Annotated in this window: 14 protein-coding genes; 8 read left to right on the top strand and 6 right to left on the bottom strand. The window is 39.5% G+C overall.

The genetic code is table 11. The features are described 5' to 3' along the window. Nucleotides 1-49 precede the first annotated feature (49 nt). The 3 genes from BST86_RS10760 (at nucleotide 50) to BST86_RS10750 (ending at nucleotide 1,515) form a co-directional block, all read left to right on the top strand. Nucleotides 50-535: an acyl-CoA thioesterase gene (locus tag BST86_RS10760; RefSeq protein ID WP_105983248.1), complete on the top strand. Its 486-nt coding sequence runs from the start codon at nucleotides 50-52 to the stop codon at nucleotides 533-535. 14 nt (nucleotides 536-549) lie between these two features. After that, nucleotides 550-969 carry a hypothetical protein gene (locus BST86_RS10755; protein WP_105983247.1) on the top strand — a complete coding sequence of 140 codons (420 nt, stop codon included), beginning with the start codon at nucleotides 550-552 and terminating at the stop codon, nucleotides 967-969. 114 nt (nucleotides 970-1,083) lie between these two features. Further along, a complete protein-coding gene (locus BST86_RS10750) occupies nucleotides 1,084-1,515 on the top strand; it encodes a hypothetical protein (RefSeq protein WP_105983246.1) in 432 nt (143 codons plus the stop codon). Between the two features lie 12 nt (nucleotides 1,516-1,527). On the opposite strand, the gene BST86_RS10745 is transcribed toward BST86_RS10750, so the two are convergent. From BST86_RS10745 to BST86_RS10735, 3 genes are all read right to left on the bottom strand, one after another. After that, nucleotides 1,528-2,466: a DMT family transporter gene (locus BST86_RS10745; protein WP_105983245.1), complete on the bottom strand. Its 939-nt coding sequence runs from the start codon at nucleotides 2,464-2,466 to the stop codon at nucleotides 1,528-1,530. Continuing rightward, complete coding sequence (locus tag BST86_RS10740; protein WP_105983244.1) at nucleotides 2,459-2,818, bottom strand: arsenate reductase family protein; 360 nt, start codon at nucleotides 2,816-2,818, stop codon at nucleotides 2,459-2,461. Before BST86_RS10740 ends, BST86_RS10745 begins: the two co-directional genes overlap by 8 nt. Nucleotides 2,819-2,947: 129 nt before the next feature. Next, on the bottom strand, nucleotides 2,948-3,721 hold the full coding sequence (locus tag BST86_RS10735) for a prohibitin family protein (RefSeq protein ID WP_105983243.1): 774 nt from the start codon (nucleotides 3,719-3,721) through the stop codon (nucleotides 2,948-2,950). 210 nt (nucleotides 3,722-3,931) lie between these two features. Between BST86_RS10735 and BST86_RS10730 the strand changes: the two genes are divergently transcribed. After that, the gene (locus tag BST86_RS10730) at nucleotides 3,932-5,089 is read left to right on the top strand and encodes a cystathionine gamma-synthase (protein ID WP_105983242.1); all 1,158 of its coding nucleotides are present in this window, start codon (nucleotides 3,932-3,934) and stop codon (nucleotides 5,087-5,089) included. Nucleotides 5,090-5,181: 92 nt separating this feature from the next. Here the strand turns inward: BST86_RS10730 and BST86_RS10725 are convergent, their stop codons facing one another. Then, nucleotides 5,182-5,952: a THC0290_0291 family protein gene (locus tag BST86_RS10725; protein ID WP_105983241.1), complete on the bottom strand. Its 771-nt coding sequence runs from the start codon at nucleotides 5,950-5,952 to the stop codon at nucleotides 5,182-5,184. Nucleotides 5,953-6,172: 220 nt separating this feature from the next. Between BST86_RS10725 and gdhA the strand changes: the two genes are divergently transcribed. Further along, on the top strand, nucleotides 6,173-7,516 hold the full coding sequence (gene gdhA / locus BST86_RS10720) for an NADP-specific glutamate dehydrogenase (protein WP_105983240.1): 1,344 nt from the start codon (nucleotides 6,173-6,175) through the stop codon (nucleotides 7,514-7,516). 94 nt (nucleotides 7,517-7,610) lie between these two features. Here gdhA and BST86_RS10715 read toward each other — a convergent pair whose 3' ends face one another. Together BST86_RS10715 and BST86_RS10710 are read right to left on the bottom strand one after the other, a co-directional pair. Then, nucleotides 7,611-8,744, bottom strand: coding sequence for a hypothetical protein (locus tag BST86_RS10715; protein ID WP_105983239.1), 1,134 nt, complete (start codon nucleotides 8,742-8,744; stop codon nucleotides 7,611-7,613). Then, nucleotides 8,737-9,483, bottom strand: coding sequence for a glycosyltransferase family 2 protein (locus BST86_RS10710; protein ID WP_105984013.1), 747 nt, complete (start codon nucleotides 9,481-9,483; stop codon nucleotides 8,737-8,739). The genes BST86_RS10715 and BST86_RS10710 overlap by 8 nt, the downstream gene beginning before the upstream one ends. A 274-nt stretch (nucleotides 9,484-9,757) precedes the next feature. Here BST86_RS10710 and porZ point away from each other — a divergent pair, with 274 nt between their 5' ends. Genes porZ through BST86_RS10695 form a run of 3 tightly spaced genes read left to right on the top strand, consistent with a single transcriptional unit; the run spans nucleotide 9,758 to nucleotide 15,171 of the window. Continuing rightward, nucleotides 9,758-12,037, top strand: coding sequence for a type IX secretion system anionic LPS delivery protein PorZ (gene porZ, locus BST86_RS10705; protein WP_105983238.1), 2,280 nt, complete (start codon nucleotides 9,758-9,760; stop codon nucleotides 12,035-12,037). Continuing rightward, on the top strand, nucleotides 12,038-12,760 hold the full coding sequence (gene recO / locus BST86_RS10700) for a DNA repair protein RecO (RefSeq protein ID WP_105983237.1): 723 nt from the start codon (nucleotides 12,038-12,040) through the stop codon (nucleotides 12,758-12,760). Further along, complete coding sequence (locus BST86_RS10695) at nucleotides 12,757-15,171, top strand: TonB-dependent receptor (RefSeq protein WP_105983236.1); 2,415 nt, start codon at nucleotides 12,757-12,759, stop codon at nucleotides 15,169-15,171. The genes recO and BST86_RS10695 overlap by 4 nt, the downstream gene beginning before the upstream one ends. Nucleotide 15,172 lies beyond the last annotated feature (1 nt).

Raw genomic sequence — 15,172 nt, 5'->3', positions numbered from 1 at the left:
ACCAGCTGTCAAGCGCACCTTTTCTACCTTGCGCGTTTATTTCAATTTTATGTATACCAAAAAGTTTGACGTACGCTGGAGTGATCTGGATGCAAACCGTCATATGGCAAACAGTGCCTATCAAAATTTTATGAGCCATACCCGTATGGCGTATTTGATAGAGAATGGTTTTGGTCAACAGCAAATGCAGGAATATCAAACTGGACCTGTCATTTTTAACGAAAACATATATTATTTCAAGGAAATCCACCAGGGTCATCCCATAACTGTAAGTTGTGAGTTAACTGGTATGAGTGAAGACGGTAGTTTGTTTAGCTTTAGGCATAATTTTTATGATCATAAAGGAAAGAATCTGGCTCGCGGATTGATGACTGGTGCCTGGATGAATCTCAAGGAACGCCGCATCACAGCGCTGCATGAAGATCTTTATAGGATGATTGATCATTTACCTAAATCTGACGATTTTAAAGAAATTCACCTTAAAGAAACCAGGTCTCACGGTCAATTGCCAGAAGATTTAGATTATAAATCGTAAACCGGATTTTTCTTATGCCATCCATTGAGAACACCATATACCGTAAACATATCTTGAAGAAGCTGGAATTTCGGTTTGGTGAGTTTTACTTGTGTAAGGATTTTATCGTGTCTGAAGTTTATGAAGGTTTTGTTTTTGGCGCAGAAGAGGCCGCGCAAGTGGTGGATGAGAGCGTTGCATATTACGATAAAATGGAACTCTTCCATAAAAAGCTGTACATCGCTAACCGCATCCGAAAATATTCTGTAAAACCTACTGGCTGGCTCAAATTTGGTCACCTTAGGAAATACTTATATGGTTACTGCGTCGTTGATGACACGCAACATGGTATCATGAGTGCTATTCTGGAGTCTAAATTTGTGCCTATAGCGTTTAAATCTGTAACAAGCTTGAGTGATGCTATTGATTGGGCACATGCACGACACGTAAAATAAAAGCCAATATATTGATCTTTAATAAAATAACTGGAGAATTGTGCTGTTCAGTGTTTTTAAACAATAAATAACACATAGAAGCTGCTATTTTAAAGGGTTTTTTATTTTTGACCAATGATTTCTATTGAAGAGTCCGACTATCGCCACTTGATTCTACATAAGTTAGAATTTGACTTTGGCAACGTTTATTTGATGGAAGATATTCTACTCACAGAGCTTAAAGAAGGTGTAGTAGGATCAGCAGAGCAAGTTTACCAAGTTCTTGACAAAGCCTTGGCATATTACGAAACATACAATGTGGTGAAGAGAAGAGTATGGATCGCCAATCGTACACGAAAGTATTCTGTCAAACCGGTCGAATGGATCCGGCTAAAAAATCTTGCTATTAAGTACTTAAGCGGTTATTGTGTGGTAGATAATACGACCAATGGAATCACTAATGCAATTTTAGAATCAAGATTTGTTCCTATAAATTTTAAGTCAGTCACAGATTTAGAAGAGGCCATAAAATGGGCTACACTTATTCAAGCAAAGCAGAAACAATAACCGTTTCTTGATTTATACTCCAACATTCTCGTTTGAATTGCTTAAGAGTTTTTCAGACAATTCTCTTTTGGATTTCTTTCCCGCCAGATACACACCCAAAAATATTACGGCACCAGCTGCCGCTTTCACCCAAGTAAGCTCATCAGTTCCCAATGCTACTGCTATAAGTGCCGCAAGTAAGGGTTGCAGATACACAAAAACTGCAACAACACTAGGTTTGAGCGTGCGTATGGCAATTATGTTGAGCATATATGTACCAAAGGTCGCAAAGATGACCACATAGGCGATATTGAGAATCACGTGACTGGAGGCATTAGAAACATCAAAACCTAAACCTTGCTGGATCCCAAATGGTGTTATGAATAACACGCCAAACAGATACAGCCATTTCATTAGCGTGAATACGTGGTATTTTTTGGTGAGTTTTTTGGCTAGTAAAATATAGAAGGAGTAAGACAGCGCATTCAAGAAAATAAGAATGTTCCCTAAAAAGGGATCTGCCGCCACCTGATTGGGCGTTGAAGAAAGAAATATTAAAAATGCAGCACCGCTAAAACCGAGTCCTATTCCCAACACTTTCCAGAAGTGTAGATGCTCTTTTAGAAAAATAGCGCTCAACACTGCTACGATGATAGGAGTAGTGACCATTAATACAGATGCAGTTATGGGCGTGGTTAACGATAAACCCCACATAAAGGTCACCATGTTGAATCCTACACCACAAAACGCAGCTAATGCGATAAGAGGCAACTCCTTAAAAGGCACTTTTTCTTTGGGGCCAGCAAATAAAGATATGGTCCAGAATATCGCGCAGGTAAAAATCACTCGATACCAAGTCAATCCAAACGGACCTATATGTTCTGGCGTGACTTCTTTAGCAGATGAAAAATTAATCGCATAGAATAACGCGACGAGTGTGGCGCAAACGAGCGCTACCTGGCGTTTAGTCATTAGCTAATGCCTTTTTTGCTTCTGCTACAACTTTCTTTGAATTACCTATGTATGCTTGATCCTTATAAATAAGTATAGGGCGCTTGATAAATGTATAGTGATCCAGTAATAGATCTTTATAATCAGCTTCACTCAGGTCTTTTTCATGCAAGTTGCGACCGCGATACAATTGGGCGCGACGATTAAACAATGATTCATATGAATTACTTTGTTCCTTAAGGTACTCGAGTTGCTCTTTTGTGATAGGATGTTCCTTTGTGTTTTGTAAAGTCACAGTATCTGGCAACTCCAATTCTTTCAAAATACGCTGACAGGTATTGCAGCTGTCTAAATAGATAAATAGATTTTCCATATGGCAAAATTACGACAGCACTCACATTTAAATGCAATAAGCTAACACCAATCCTAAACCCGAACACATCGAAATAAAAATGGGTAGCCAACTTGAGAAGGCCACCCATTAGATATTGATATATAAGTTCTATAGATCTGTCCCGTTAATTAAGTAAGGAGTTTTACCATCTGTGATAATGACTTTACTATTATTGGATCTAGCTAATTCTAAAAAAGCTTCAATACTACGTATTTTGATTATTTCAGGTGTAAGACCTTCCGCAAGTATTTTTTGAGCATCTCTTGCACCAGTTGCCTCAATAATCTTCCTTTCAGCCTCTAGCCGTTGCGTTTGAAGTATAAATTCCATTCTCATGGCGTCTTGCTCTGCTTGTAGCTTTTGCTCAATAGATAAGGAAAGTCCGGCAGGTAATTGTATGCTTTTCATTAATACCGCTTCTATGATGATACCTTGAGGTGTGAGAGTTTCTTCCATTTTTGTCTTGATGGCCTTCTCAATATCTGCCCTTTTTCCAGAGTGCATATCTTTTGCGTAAAATTGTGCGCAAACATCAGAACTTGCAGATCTAAAAACAGCAGACATTACATCTTTATAATCAGGACCAATATTCCTTAATACCGTTGGTATCTTATCAACCTGAAGGCGATAAAGAATTGATATTTCAGAATCTACACTCAATCCTTCTTTGCTTGGTAGTCTCAATGCTAACTTGTGATTGTTTGTCTGGGTAGATTCCTTTATAACCTTAGTAGTAAAAGGGTTAAAGGTTACTGTTCCTTGGGTGATTACTTTGTCATCTAGTTCTCCCAATTTTTGTTTAATACCTGCTTCACCAGGTCTGATCACAGCACAGCTTGTTAGAAACAAGCTTACTGTGCCTAGGATTAATATTTTTTTCATAGTATTGCTTTTATATGTTGAAAGTATTAGTCGCTAATCAAAATTTAACAAACACGATTCATTGTTATAGAAATCATAATTTTAAGGCATCCCTTGAACTTTTTTGAAAAGCTTTAAAGATTCAGTTTTCCTAAAGAATGGTGTATTGAGATTTTGGGCTCCTAAGGAGATGACTAAATGAACTAGATTGCAGCGAGTATTTTCAATACCATGAAAAACAAAACGATGAAATTTAACACCAAGACGATTCACGGCGGTCAAGAAAATATTGATCCAGCCTACCATAGTGTGATGCCACCTATTTACCAGACCAGCACTTTCAAACAAGAGAAAATAGGCCAACATCCAGAGTTTGCATATGCACGCAGTGGTAATCCCACACGAGCAGCTTTGGAAAAATCGTTGGCCAGTTTGGAAAATGGCACGTATGGATTGGCTTTCGGATCTGGATTGGCAGCGATTGACGCGATACTCAAATTATTGAAGCCAGGCGATGAGGTGCTTTGTACGAATGACCTATATGGTGGTTCCTATAGATTGTTTACTAAAATCTATGAGGATTTTGGGATCAAGTTTCGGTTTGTGGGTATGAGTGATGCGAGCAAGATAGGGTCTTTTGTAAATGAAAGTACAAAGCTCATCTGGATCGAGACACCTACTAATCCCATGATGAATATCATTGATGTCGCCGCAGTAGCTCAGATCGCTAAACGTAATAAATTGTTGCTGGCGGTTGACAACACCTTTGCCACTCCATACTTACAGCAACCACTGGACTTAGGTGCAGATATTGTGATGCATAGTGCTACAAAATATCTGGGCGGCCATAGCGATGTAGTCATGGGTGCGCTAGTGGTAAAGGATAAAGCTCTTGCAGATAGGCTATACTTTATCCAGAACGCCAGTGGTGCCGTTCCAGGACCTCAAGATTGTTTTTTGACGTTGCGAGGTATAAAAACTCTTCACGTAAGAATGCAGCGTCATTGTGAGAATGGAAAAGCAGTAGCTCATTTTCTAAAGTCTCATCCCAAAGTGGATAAAGTGTACTGGCCAGGTTTTGAAGACCATCCCAACCATAATATTTGTTCAAAACAGATGACGGGTTATGGTGGTATGGTGTCCTTCACCACAAAAACAGGTGCCAGAGAAAGCGCCGTCCAGTTGGTAGAGCGTTTGAAAGTCTTTACGCTGGCCGAGAGCCTAGGCGGCGTAGAATCGCTTGCTGGTCATCCCGCGACAATGACGCACGCCAGTATTCCTAAAGAAGAGCGTGAAAAAACAGGAATCGTGGATTCCTTGATCCGCTTGTCTGTTGGAATTGAGGATATTGACGATCTAATTGATGATTTGAAACAGGCATTGGCCTAGATCAAATTAATAATGAAGTACGTGGATTTTAATGGATTCGCTTTCGCGAAAGCGATACTCTCTAAAAGCACTACTACAATCTTAAAAGCTATCTACAAATAATATATGAATCCTATGTTGAACCACCAGATCCAGTCGTCATTGCGATTGTTGGGATTGTTAGGACTCAAGCCGTCCACATAGTTGTCATCATAATAATGCCAGGCAGAGGAGATCAACAAATCGCTCAATGGAGTCAATTTGTATCTCACGCCTAGATCTGCCACATAAGCCAGTGTGCTGCCACGATCGGTATCGATACGATCGATGAACGTGGGAAATGTAGTGATACTGTTGCCTAATGGTCCTAGAGAACTTTCCGCTTCTGGTTTGTAGTTGGCATAGTGCAAGCCTAAGCCTATATATGGAGCCCATTTGTAACCGCCATTTTGGAAATCACGAATGCTAAAAGGATAATACTCTAGGTGTGCGCCGGCTTCAAAGACCTTAGCCTTACCTTCCATAGAACGTAGCTGTAAACCACCTATACTGTTGCGTTCTGAAAGTTCGCTCAAGTGATTTAAGGTGGTCACGTGATAGGCGAGTTGGGATCTAATTTTGAAATGGTCGTTCCAGTAGGTGTCACGGCTGTAGCAATTACAGTCTGCACGGTAGGCAAAGTTGATGTAGTGAACCAGCCCTATTCCTATACCAACATTTCCTTTATTAGTATCAAAGTCATAACGTTCACCATAATCGCTTTGAAAAGCAACTGGGCCGGCGATAACGCCTACTTCATGAGAAAAACCTAGTTGCGCCTGTGAAATATTCATGCAGGTGCTCAAGAAGAGCAAAAAAAGTATTCCAGCAAACCTGCTATTCATCGATTAATTGTTTGATGCAGCGCCAAATATAACAAATTACATTTCTTGCCCTACGATGAAACGCAGGAATATCAGATTTAGTCTACTCGTTAATTACACCTATAAATTATTGCGATGTAGGCATGCTTAAAATAATGGTAATTAAAAGTTAAGTGAATTGGATAATTTTATCTTTGTAGCTTTAACGAAAACGTTTTTTGAAACGCTTATTTTATAAATAATGGAAAAAAACATCCAAGATTTTATCGATTTAGTAGAAAAAAGGAATCCCAACGAGCCTGAATTTATTCAAGCCGTCACTGAGGTGGCCGAGGTTGTCATTCCTTTTATTGAAGAAAATCCAGAATATGGTGCAGACAAGTTACTGGAGCGCATGGCAGAGCCAGAGCGCGTGACCATGTTTAGAGTGCCATGGACAGATGATAATAACGAGGTGCAGGTAAACCGTGGTTACCGCATCCAGATGAACAGCGCAATAGGTCCTTATAAAGGTGGTTTGCGTTTTCACCCATCGGTAAACTTGAGCATTCTTAAATTTCTTGCCTTTGAGCAAACGTTTAAGAACAGTTTGACAACGCTACCTATGGGCGGTGGTAAAGGTGGATCTGACTTTAACCCAAAAGGGAAGTCTGACCGTGAGGTGATGCGTTTTTGCCAGTCCTTTATGACAGAACTGCAACGTGTCATAGGTGCCGATACTGACGTACCCGCTGGAGATATAGGTGTAGGTGGTCGTGAGATAGGTTACATGTTTGGCCAGTACAAAAAAATCAGAAATGAATTCACTGGAATTCTTACCGGTAAGGGAAGATCATACGGTGGTTCATTAATACGACCAGAAGCTACCGGTTACGGTAACGTGTACTTTGCAGAAAACATGTTAAAGACCAGAAACGAAAAAATCCAGGACAAGACGGTCGTCATTTCTGGATCAGGAAACGTGGCGCAATACGCTGCAGAAAAGATCATACAATTAGGTGGTAAAGTAGTCACCATGTCAGACTCTGATGGATTTATCCACGACGAGGCTGGAATCGATGGAGAGAAGTTAGCTCACATCATGTATATCAAGAATGAGAAGCGTGGTCGTATCAAGGAATACCTAGATAAATATCCAGATGCAAAATTCCATGAAGATGCAAGACCGTGGTCTATCAAGTGTGATATCGCCTTACCATGTGCCACTCAAAATGAGTTGAATGGTGACGAGGCAAAAACACTTGTTGAAAATGGATGTATTTGTGTAGGTGAAGGCGCTAACATGCCTTGTACGCCAGAGGCTATTGAACACTTCCTAGACAAGAAAATCCTATTTAGCCCAGGAAAAGCCAGTAACGCTGGTGGTGTTGCTACTTCTGGACTAGAGATGTCTCAAAACTCTTTGAGATACAGCTGGACTGCCGAGGAGGTTGACAATAGATTACATACAATCATGAACGACATTCACGAGGCATGTGTAAAATATGGAACTGACGAGGACGGTTTTACAGATTACGTAAAAGGCGCAAATATCGCTGGCTTCGTAAAGGTTGCAGATGCAATGTTAGCTCAAGGAGTCGTATAGTAGCATTCTGATTATAAAGATTTCGCTTTCGCGAAAGCGTAATAAAATAATAGCCTCTGATCATTTCAGAGGCTTTTGTTATAAAGAAAATCACTCATGAATCAGAAGTGGTAGTAAGTAATGAATTATGTTTTGTATGCTCAAGAACTCCAATAAATAGGAATGGGATACAGAATAAAAAATAGGAGACATCTATTTTACTCTCAAAAATTGCATTACTATAACCATGCTGGGTCACCATGTAACCAGAGTAAAAAAATATAGAAAGAAATAAAGTAAAGCCAGCGTAGATAAATCTTTCTGACAAATTTTTAGCGAAAATTCCAAATCCTATCGCAATTATAAAAAGGATAGGCACAAAGTGCGCAGGAAGTAAAAATGAGGATTGAATTATAAACGGATTTATTTCATAAAACTCATTGGGGAAGAAAATTATAAAAGGCAAAAACGTAAGTGTAAATACTGCGAGAATCATTGTTGCAAGAAATGAAGCTTTCAAAAACGTCATACTTGAAGTCTTTATTAAGGATAAAAAGAATACGATGTAGGCTAAGGAATAAACACTGCGTGTTGATAGTAATAGACCTAGAGCTACAACAATCAGAATCATTCTCTTCTCAGGTTTCATTATCGATTTTTCAAAATATAATAGAGCTATCGCTACTAATACTGAAAAACTAATGATATTACTCAATGAGAATATTTCCCATAGCATAAAGATGGAAATAATAGTTAAGATTAAATAACTTGAGTTATAGGTCTCACAGTAGAAACGTTTGTAAAAAAACCCTAATGCGATGAATCCTAAAGCACTTAATAGGCTGTAGGCTTTGAAAAAATCGAATGGTAACGCGATAAGAAAATAAATAGGCATTGGCCCAGGAGGGTTTCCAACGTGTGATATGGCACTATATGGATATCTTCCATTTAACAAGTTTGTTAAAAAGGAATTAATCACACTCCATCTATCAACATTTAATTGCTCAGGAGAAATGTACACATAACTCAATAGAGCTAGAAAAAACGGAATAATGATCAATGTATTGATAACAATGCTTTGACACGTTTTAAAGGCCGTAATTTTGTTTATGAAAACAATGATCGTAATTTGACCTATCAAATAAAATAAAGTTAGGAGTTCGTATTGATCAGTATATCTTTCAGAATATTTATAACAGAAAAGGCAATTGATAAAGATTAATACAGCAAATGATAAGTATTTAATCATTTAAAAAAATTAATGATTTTACTTTAAAATTACGGTGTAAAAAGTACCTTATAGATACTTCAATTACACCTATTCCATACTTGACGCTTCTTGAAAAATTAATTGAGGATGCTTCTTCAAAATATTTTGTGGGACAGGTTATTTCGGCTATTTCATAATTCATCATGCAAATTTGTGCTAACAACTGATTATCAAAAATAAAATCATCAGAATTTTTCTCGAAATTTATCTTTTGTAAGATACTTTTTGAAAAGGCACGATAACCAGTGTGGTATTCGGCAAGTTTTTGATTCATCAAAATATTTTGAAATAGAGTTAACCATCGATTTGCGACATATTTATACAAAGGCATACCGCCATTGAGAGCACCTTTCCCTAAAATCCTCGATCCTAATACTACTTTATAAACGTCATTTGCTATAAGAAAAGCCATTGAGTGAATAAGCTTAGGTGTATATTGATAATCTGGGTGCAGCATTATAACAATGTCAGCGTTTAGTTCTAAAGCGGCATTGTAACAACTCTTTTGATTAGCACCATATCCTTTATTCTGCTTGTGTCTTAGTATATTTTTAATTCCTAATTTTCTAGCAAAGTCAGTCGTTCTATCAGTACTATGATCATCCACTAATATGACCTCATCAACAATGTCAAATGGAATTTCGTTGAATGTTTTTTCAAGAGTCTTTTCTGCGTTGTAAGCAGGAAGCACCACAACTATCTTTTGATTGTTTATCATTGTAACGAATATAATATTACTATTTGTAATTGAGTTTGAACTGTTGGTGATCATGTATTTTATAAAATCTACAGGATTCAGCATAATACAGATTGACAAATTATTTTTCAATGGATCACCATAGATTATGAAAGCAAACGTTTGTTGTAAATGAAATATATAATTTGAGAATTAGCATAACCTCTGGAGAATTTCAGAGGTTTTATATGTCCTAATAAATTCGACCTATTTTTGTCGTCCTATCAGATGCCCAGTAATTATACGTTATAAGATCATGAAAATTAGATTACTGTTTTTATTACTGTTTACCAGCCTTGCTTCTTCACAGGATTTTAGCAGTCAATGGACGGGACTTTTCTCCTTTACTCGCATCATAGATATTGAGCAAACGGATGAACGTATTTATGCGGCGAGTGAGAATGCGGTTTTCGTTTATGATATTCTTTCTCGTACGTTCACCAAGATCACCACGGTAAATGGTTTAAGTGGTGACCCTATTTCGCAAATTTATTATCGAGAAAGCGATGACCAATTGGTCATAGGGTATGAAGATGGTTTATTGCAAATCGTACAAGACGATGTCGTTCTGGATATAGTTGCGATAAGAGATAAACAGGTCATCAATCCTGACCGCAAACGCATCAATGAATTTAAGGCAAATGACCAGTTGCTGTATATCGCTACAGATTTTGGCATCGCCATTTACGATCTAGATCGATTGGAATTTAATGACACCTATTTCATAGGTGACAATGGCGCCCAATTGCGCATTAAGTCCATTGAAATTTTTGATGGGTTTCTATATGCCGCAAGTAGTGGTGACGGTATACGTCGCGCTGATATTTCAGACCCTTTTTTGATTGACTTTACCAATTGGTCCCAAACCAACATGGGTTCCTATGATGAGGTTGTAGCGCTGGATTCTCAGATTTATGCCATTGACACGGCAGGTGCCCTCTTCAGGTTTGCCGCGACTTCTTTTGTCTCTACAGGATACCGTTTTCCATCACGCAGTGTTGACGCGACAGTGACAAATAACCAGCTCACCGTGACTGGATCCAATTTTTTACAAATCATTGATGTCAACGAGAACCTCTTAAATGATGTTAGAGATATTAATGGTGACGCCTATGTCTTTACCGCAGGAGATTCTAATGGAGATACTATTTATATAGGAACGACTACAAACGGATTAGTACGATTGGACCGTGCAGATTTCTCAACTGCCGAGTTTATTGTGGCAGATGGACCATCACGCAATCGTGCTTTTTCACTTACCACAGCGCCTAATACCTTATGGGTAGGTTATGGTGATTATAATTTGTTTTTTAACCCGTTCCCGTTAGAGCAGTTTGGTGTTAGTAGATTAGTAGAAGAAGAATGGACTAATTTTACATTTGATGAGGTACTTAACATCAATAGTATTTCCAGCATCACGATCCATCCAGAAATTCAAGATGAAGTATATATCAACAGTATGCACAATGGTGTATTGGAGTTTGTGGACGGCATGGCAGAAACATTGTATGGAGTTAACAACAGTTCTTTGACCAGCATATTGCCACCAGCGACCGACTTTGTACGTATTCCAGATAGCAGGTTTGATAGAGAAGGTAATCTTTGGGTTCTTGCAAGTCTTGTCGACGAGACACTCAATCGTCGTTCTCCAACAGGTCAATGGACTGCCATCGACGTCTCTCAATTTGTTCCTACAATTAGTGAAACCGGTGGTGCGACAAAAATGACAATCACTAATGCTGGTAATATCATATTCGGCACTATTGATTTTGGTGTTATTGCTTTTGATCCTGCGGAGAATAAATTTGGTGACCTTAGAGAAGATATTCAGGAAGGCAATCTTGTGAGCAATTACGTGAGCGAGGTGACTCTAGATTTAAACGAGCAATTGTGGATAGGTAGTAATCGAGGATTGCGTGTACTCTTTAATGCTAATAGCATATTGTCTGAGAACCCACCAGATGCAAGACCCATAATCATTGAGGATCAGAATGGAATCCCACGGGAATTGCTTAAGGATGAGGCAATTCTAGATATTGAGGTGGATGGGAATAATAGAAAATGGGTTGCGACTGCAAGCTCTGGTGCGTTTTTATTCTCACCATCAGGCCAGGAAACTATCTTTCAATTTACTAAGGATAACTCACCGCTACCTTCCAATGGTGTAAATGATATTGCTATTGATAATACAACGGGCCGCGTCTATTTTGCAACAGATAATGGTATTGTAGCATTTCAAGGTGATCGCACCAGCCAGCCAGCAGAGGATCTAGAAAATGTCTTTGCATTTCCTAATCCTGTAAAACCTGGTTTTGATGGTAATGTTACCATAGATGGATTAACTGATCGCGCACGCATCAAGATCACTGATATAGAAGGAAATCTTGTTTTTGAAGTCGTATCACAAGGTGGTAGTGTCCAGTGGGATACCACGAGCTTTAACGGCAACCGCGTTGCTTCTGGAGTATATATGCTGCTCATTTCTACTGATGATAATGTGGAAACTACGGTTTCCAAAATCATGATTATTCGCTAGATGATCGTTCGCACACCAGCTATTGTGTTGTCAACCATCAAATATGGTGAGGCAGATCTTATCGCGAGAATCTATACCAAGAAGCTAGGAACCCAAAGTTATATGCTCAAAGGAATTCGTAAATCCCGTAAGGGAAAGCTGCGAGTTTCTCTGTTTCAGCCATTGACGCAACTGGAGATTCAGACGCAACATAAGGGAAAAGGAACTTTGGAATATATCAAGGAAGCTTCAACCGCCTATACTTATGTGAATATTCCGGTTGACGTGGCAAAAAGTTGTGTAGCCCTTTTTTTTGGAGAAGTACTCTCACAATTGTTGACGGAACAACAGCCAGATGAGCAGCTGTTTGATTACCTAAGTACCATATTTGAGTATCTGGATCAGACCGATCATGTGGCCAACTTTACGATCAAAACCTTGCTGGATATGACCGAGTTAATGGGATTTGGTATGGATCGATCGACTATGGATTTTCCATACTTTAATATGCTGGACGGCAGCTTTGACAATCATGGAATGCAACCGCATCATTTAAATGAGGAAGAAAGTTCTTTGTTCAAGCTGTTCATTGGTACAAATTTTGATGCTATCCATTCCATCAAAATCAACCGAAACCAACGTACGGCGCTTCTTAATCTTGTACTGGATTACTTTAAAATTCACCTGCACAGCTTTAAAAAACCCAACTCGTTAGACATCTTGAAACAGCTTTTCGATTCGTGAAAATTTTTACTTTCCTTCTTCTTCTTATAGTCACAGCATCAACGCTCAACGCACAGCAAATACAAGTTTTAGATGCCGCCTCTGGTGAGCCTATTGCCAGTGTCGCGATTTATAATAAAGACAAACAAAAATCCATCATCACTAACATTGATGGTTTTGCAAGTCTTGACAAGTTTTCTGAAACAGAAAGCATCTACTTTCAAACCTTCGCCTTCAAAACTTTGAAAACCACAAAGGAAAAACTGTCTACTAATGACTACAAGGTAAAACTGGAGCCTAGATCTGAAGCGATGAATGCCGTGGTTCTTTCGGTTTCAAAATTCCAACAACGACAACAGGATATACCACAATCGGTCGTGAGTGCTAGCAAGGAAGAGATCGTCTTCCAAAACCCACAAACCAGTGCAGATTTGTTACAGCAAACCGGTCAAGTGTATGTTCAAAAAAGCCAGCAAGGTGGCGGCAGCCCATTGATAAGAGGCTTCTCTACCAACAGATTGCTACTCACGGTTGACGGTGTGCGTATGAATACGGCCATTTTTCGCGGCGGTAATCTTCAAAACATCATCTCCATAGATCCATTGAGCGTGGAGCGGACTGAGGTGATTCTAGGGCCAGGCAGTGTTGTTTATGGTAGCGATGCTATAGGTGGCGTCATGAATTTCTTCACGCTGTCACCTCAATTTTCAGATACTGAAACTGCTGCTGACTTTACAGGAAACGGCATTTTACGCTTTGCAACCGCAAACAATGAAAAGACAGGTCACGTAGATTTTAATTACGGCACTTCAAATTTTGCAAGTGCCACCAGCATTAGCATCAATTCTTTTGATGATTTAAAAATGGGGTCCAACGGTCCTGATGACTATTTGCGAGAACGTTATGCCGCACGTCGCAACGGTCAAGATGTTGTGATAGAAAATAAAGATCCTGAGGTGCAGGTGCCCACGGGTTATGACCAGATCAACCTGCTGCAAAAATTCAGTTACAAGCCTAGTCTGTATTGGAAACTGGATCTAGGATTGATTTATACAGCAACGTCAGACTACAGCCGCTATGATGCTTTAGATCGCTTTCGCGAAAGCGGAAACCCAAGAAATGCAGAGTGGTATTATGGACCTCAAAAGTGGTTTATGGTCAATGCCAAAGCCCAGCACCGCGGTAGTGGTACCTGGTATGATAAAATGGTCATTACTCAGGCATTCCAAAGGTTTGATGAGAGTCGCAATGCCCGCAGTTTTCAATCGCCTGATCTTTTTGAAAATGACGAACAAGTCGACGCCTGGAGCACTTCTGTTGATTTTGAGCGCCGTAATCGTGAGGATAACATCTTGTTTTATGGCGCAGAATATGTTCATAACAAAGTCGGTTCTACAGGCAGTGTCTTTGACATTGAGACCAGACAAAGAACAGATGCAGCCACCAGATATCCAGACGGTTCTACATGGCAATCGCTCGCCGCTTACGTAAGCTATCAATGGAAAGTTGCTTCTAATTTCACCGTACAATCTGGCGCTCGATATAATCACATCTGGCTAGATGCAGACTTTGACAATACTTTTTTTAATTTCCCATTTGATGATGCCATGGTCAACACTGGTGCATTGACTGGTGGCATAGGCGCAACTTACCTGCCAGATCCTAGTCTCGAACTGCGAGCCAATTTAAGCACAGCCTTTAGAGCGCCTAATATTGATGATGTAGGTAAGATTTTTGATCCTAGTCCAGGCACGGTGATCGTACCCAATCCAGACCTAGAATCTGAATATTCCTATAATGCAGAATTAGGTCTCAAGAAACGCATAGGCAATGATTTGACGGTAGAAGTAGCTGGCTATTACACTATTTTAAAGGATGCTTTGGTTCCCAGAGATTTTACACTCGATGGTGAGGACATGATTGTCTATCAAGGAGAATTAAGCCAAGTGCGAGCCATTCAAAATTCAGAACGCTCTGAAATTTACGGAATTGAATTAGGTGTCGATTACAAATTATCAGATCATTTTAAGCTGTACGGTCACTACACCTGGCTGGATGGAAAGCAGGAAGAAGAAGATGGCAGTGAGGTTGCCGTTAGACATGTGGCACCAGCTTTTGGTGATGCCCACGTGGTTTATGATCAAGGCAAGTTCAAGCTGGACGCGTTTACTATTTTCAATGGTCAGTTTGATTTTGACGAGTTGGCACCAGACCAACAGGATAGGGATTATCTATATGCCAGTGATGTGAATGGGAATCCGTTTTCTCCTTCATGGTACACGGTCAACCTAAGATCGCAATATCAGTTTACGGATAGCTTAAGCGCGATTGCGACATTAGAAAATATCACAGACCAGCGCTATAGAACGTACTCTTCTGGAATAGCGGCTGCCGGGCGCAACTTGATTCTCGCTCTTAATTATTCTTTTTAGA

This window comes from Nonlabens agnitus (assembly GCF_002994045.1).
In the GTDB taxonomy this organism is placed as follows: domain Bacteria; phylum Bacteroidota; class Bacteroidia; order Flavobacteriales; family Flavobacteriaceae; genus Nonlabens; species Nonlabens agnitus.
Note: the sequence above shows the minus strand (reverse complement) of the source record. Positions and strands in the feature narration are given on the sequence as shown.

Coding starts and splice junctions, on each gene's coding strand:
- BST86_RS10760 (WP_105983248.1), top strand. CDS start 50: ATGTATACCAAAAAGTTTGACGTACGCTGGAGTGATCTGGATGCAAAC.
- BST86_RS10755 (WP_105983247.1), top strand. CDS start 550: ATGCCATCCATTGAGAACACCATATACCGTAAACATATCTTGAAGAAG.
- BST86_RS10750 (WP_105983246.1), top strand. CDS start 1,084: ATGATTTCTATTGAAGAGTCCGACTATCGCCACTTGATTCTACATAAG.
- BST86_RS10745 (WP_105983245.1), bottom strand. CDS start 2,466: ATGACTAAACGCCAGGTAGCGCTCGTTTGCGCCACACTCGTCGCGTTA.
- BST86_RS10740 (WP_105983244.1), bottom strand. CDS start 2,818: ATGGAAAATCTATTTATCTATTTAGACAGCTGCAATACCTGTCAGCGT.
- BST86_RS10735 (WP_105983243.1), bottom strand. CDS start 3,721: ATGAAAAAAATATTAATCCTAGGCACAGTAAGCTTGTTTCTAACAAGC.
- BST86_RS10730 (WP_105983242.1), top strand. CDS start 3,932: ATGAAAAACAAAACGATGAAATTTAACACCAAGACGATTCACGGCGGT.
- BST86_RS10725 (WP_105983241.1), bottom strand. CDS start 5,952: ATGAATAGCAGGTTTGCTGGAATACTTTTTTTGCTCTTCTTGAGCACC.
- gdhA (WP_105983240.1), top strand. CDS start 6,173: ATGGAAAAAAACATCCAAGATTTTATCGATTTAGTAGAAAAAAGGAAT.
- BST86_RS10715 (WP_105983239.1), bottom strand. CDS start 8,744: ATGATTAAATACTTATCATTTGCTGTATTAATCTTTATCAATTGCCTT.
- BST86_RS10710 (WP_105984013.1), bottom strand. CDS start 9,483: ATGATAAACAATCAAAAGATAGTTGTGGTGCTTCCTGCTTACAACGCA.
- porZ (WP_105983238.1), top strand. CDS start 9,758: ATGAAAATTAGATTACTGTTTTTATTACTGTTTACCAGCCTTGCTTCT.
- recO (WP_105983237.1), top strand. CDS start 12,038: ATGATCGTTCGCACACCAGCTATTGTGTTGTCAACCATCAAATATGGT.